Annotated in this window: 2 protein-coding genes and 1 pseudogene; 1 reads left to right on the top strand and 2 read right to left on the bottom strand. The window is 31.4% G+C overall.

Features of this window, described 5'->3' with window-relative positions:
* Positions 1 to 554 (bottom strand): LysR family transcriptional regulator (locus D8787_RS11150; RefSeq protein ID WP_142999775.1); only part of this gene is annotated, 554 nt, incomplete at its 3' end.
* A gap of 126 nt (positions 555 to 680) precedes the next feature.
* Between D8787_RS11150 and D8787_RS11145 the strand changes: the two genes are divergently transcribed.
* On the top strand, positions 681 to 1,196 hold the full coding sequence (locus tag D8787_RS11145; protein ID WP_125423855.1) for a YbhB/YbcL family Raf kinase inhibitor-like protein: 516 nt from the start codon (positions 681 to 683) through the stop codon (positions 1,194 to 1,196).
* A 475-nt stretch (positions 1,197 to 1,671) separates the two neighbouring features.
* Here the strand turns inward: D8787_RS11145 and D8787_RS11140 are convergent.
* Positions 1,672 to 1,852, bottom strand: a pseudogene (locus D8787_RS11140) (group II intron reverse transcriptase/maturase); the annotation flags it as partial.

The raw sequence follows: 1,852 nt of genomic DNA, 5'->3' as shown, positions 1-1,852 counted from the left end.
TTATATTTTTGAAATAACTCCACCTCAGTTAGTTGAGAATCATTTTTGGGATAAAAAAGAGCAATTTTCCCCTCACAAATTTTTTCTGAATTAATCTTTGTAGTATAAGGTTCTTCCCTAGCTATCCCAATATCAAATTGATTATTTTCAATTTCTCGAGCAATATCATTTTGTAAAACGGTAATTGAAATACCTACAGATGGTTGTTCTTCAAAAAATTCTGGAAGAAATTTCGGTAACAGATAGGTAGCTATGTAAGGTGAAACTGCGATGTTTAAATGTGTTTCCAACTTTTTATTTTTTAACTGTATTTTTTTAATTCCATCTTCATATGTCGCAATTATTTTTTTTACGATAGGGATAAATTCTCGTCCTGTTGGAGTCAGAGTTAAATTTCTTCCAACTGTTTCAAATAAATTTACTTGCAAGTGTTTTTCGAGTTTTTTTATTTGCTGGTGAAGTGTTGGTTCCGTTAAAAATAATTCTTCGCTTGCTCCATGATAGTTGAGGTGTTTAGATAATACTAAGAATGTATAATACCAATCTAAATTCATTATCTCCTCTCCTTCCTAAAAGAATATTTAATGAATTATTAACTTTTTCCAAATTTTAAAAAGTTAGTATTTATTATATCATAGAATCAAGAATAATTTATTCGATTATACGAAAGGAGCAATATGATGAAAATTAATATACCTTTTAACCAGAACTTATTGCCTAAACGATTTGGAAAAGAAGCAGATTGTACCGACATTATTAAGGGGAATCCTGTACGCTCTTTCCCCTTTGAGATTAGCGAATTACCAGAAGGGACAAAATATATAGCTATTACTTTAATTGATTATGATGCGATTCCAGTTTGTTCATTCCCTTGGATTCACTGGCTTGCTACGGATATAGAAGTTAAAAATAATACAGTCATTATTCCTGAAAATTACAGTCTAGATTATAAAGGTTCTATTAAGCAAGGGAAAAATAGTTTTGCCAGTCCTCTATTAGAAACTGATTTTACTGAAATTGATTCTATTTTTGTTGGACCAACTCCTCCTGATAAAGATCATCGATATACGCTAGAAGTGTTCGCTCTAGCTACTAAAACAGATTTGAAAAACGGATTCTACTATAATGAACTATTAGACGCGGTCTCTTCAATTTCATTGGAGAAAATGAGTACAGTTGTTATTGGTCAATTTTAAATAAAAATATAGGATAAACAATTGTATAATAGTTGGAAACAGATACAGATTATCAAATAAGGTGATTATAAGCAATTGATCGTAACTTATTAGAATTTGATATTCACTTCACTAATCTAACATACTCAATTTCTAAAATTCTCTATCCATAAGTTTGAAGCTATACAAAAACTCAAGCTTATACTCAATGAAAATCAAAGAGTATTAGGAGAAATTTATCAAAACTTTACATAATAGAAACGCATAATATCAAGCTTACCTACATCTGATATTATGCGTTTTTATAGTATATTGAAACCAGAATAGTACACTTTGACTTCTAAAACATTACTAGAAATTGATTTGACTGTCCTGATTGATTTGTACTATTTTTATTTCATTTTACTATATCATACTCTTCGAAAATCAAAATCGAGTAGGGGATAATCTCTAGCCCCTCTCACACCACCGTACGTGCCGTTCGGCATACGGCGGTTCAACTAACTTTTAACGCATGTCGTTCAAGGTAATAATCCAAACACGAAACCAGTCCACGTTTCTCAAGGACTGGTTTTGATATAGCACGTTTAAGTACCGACTTCTGAGCTACTAATTGATAGTGGTCACCCCAGCCAGATACCTTATCTGCTATCCATTTAGGAACTCCTAACTTAAGC

It is taken from the genome of Streptococcus mitis (assembly GCF_003944325.1).
Taxonomy (GTDB): Bacteria; Bacillota; Bacilli; order Lactobacillales; family Streptococcaceae; genus Streptococcus; species Streptococcus mitis_CW.
This window is presented reverse-complemented; position numbering and strand designations above follow the sequence as displayed.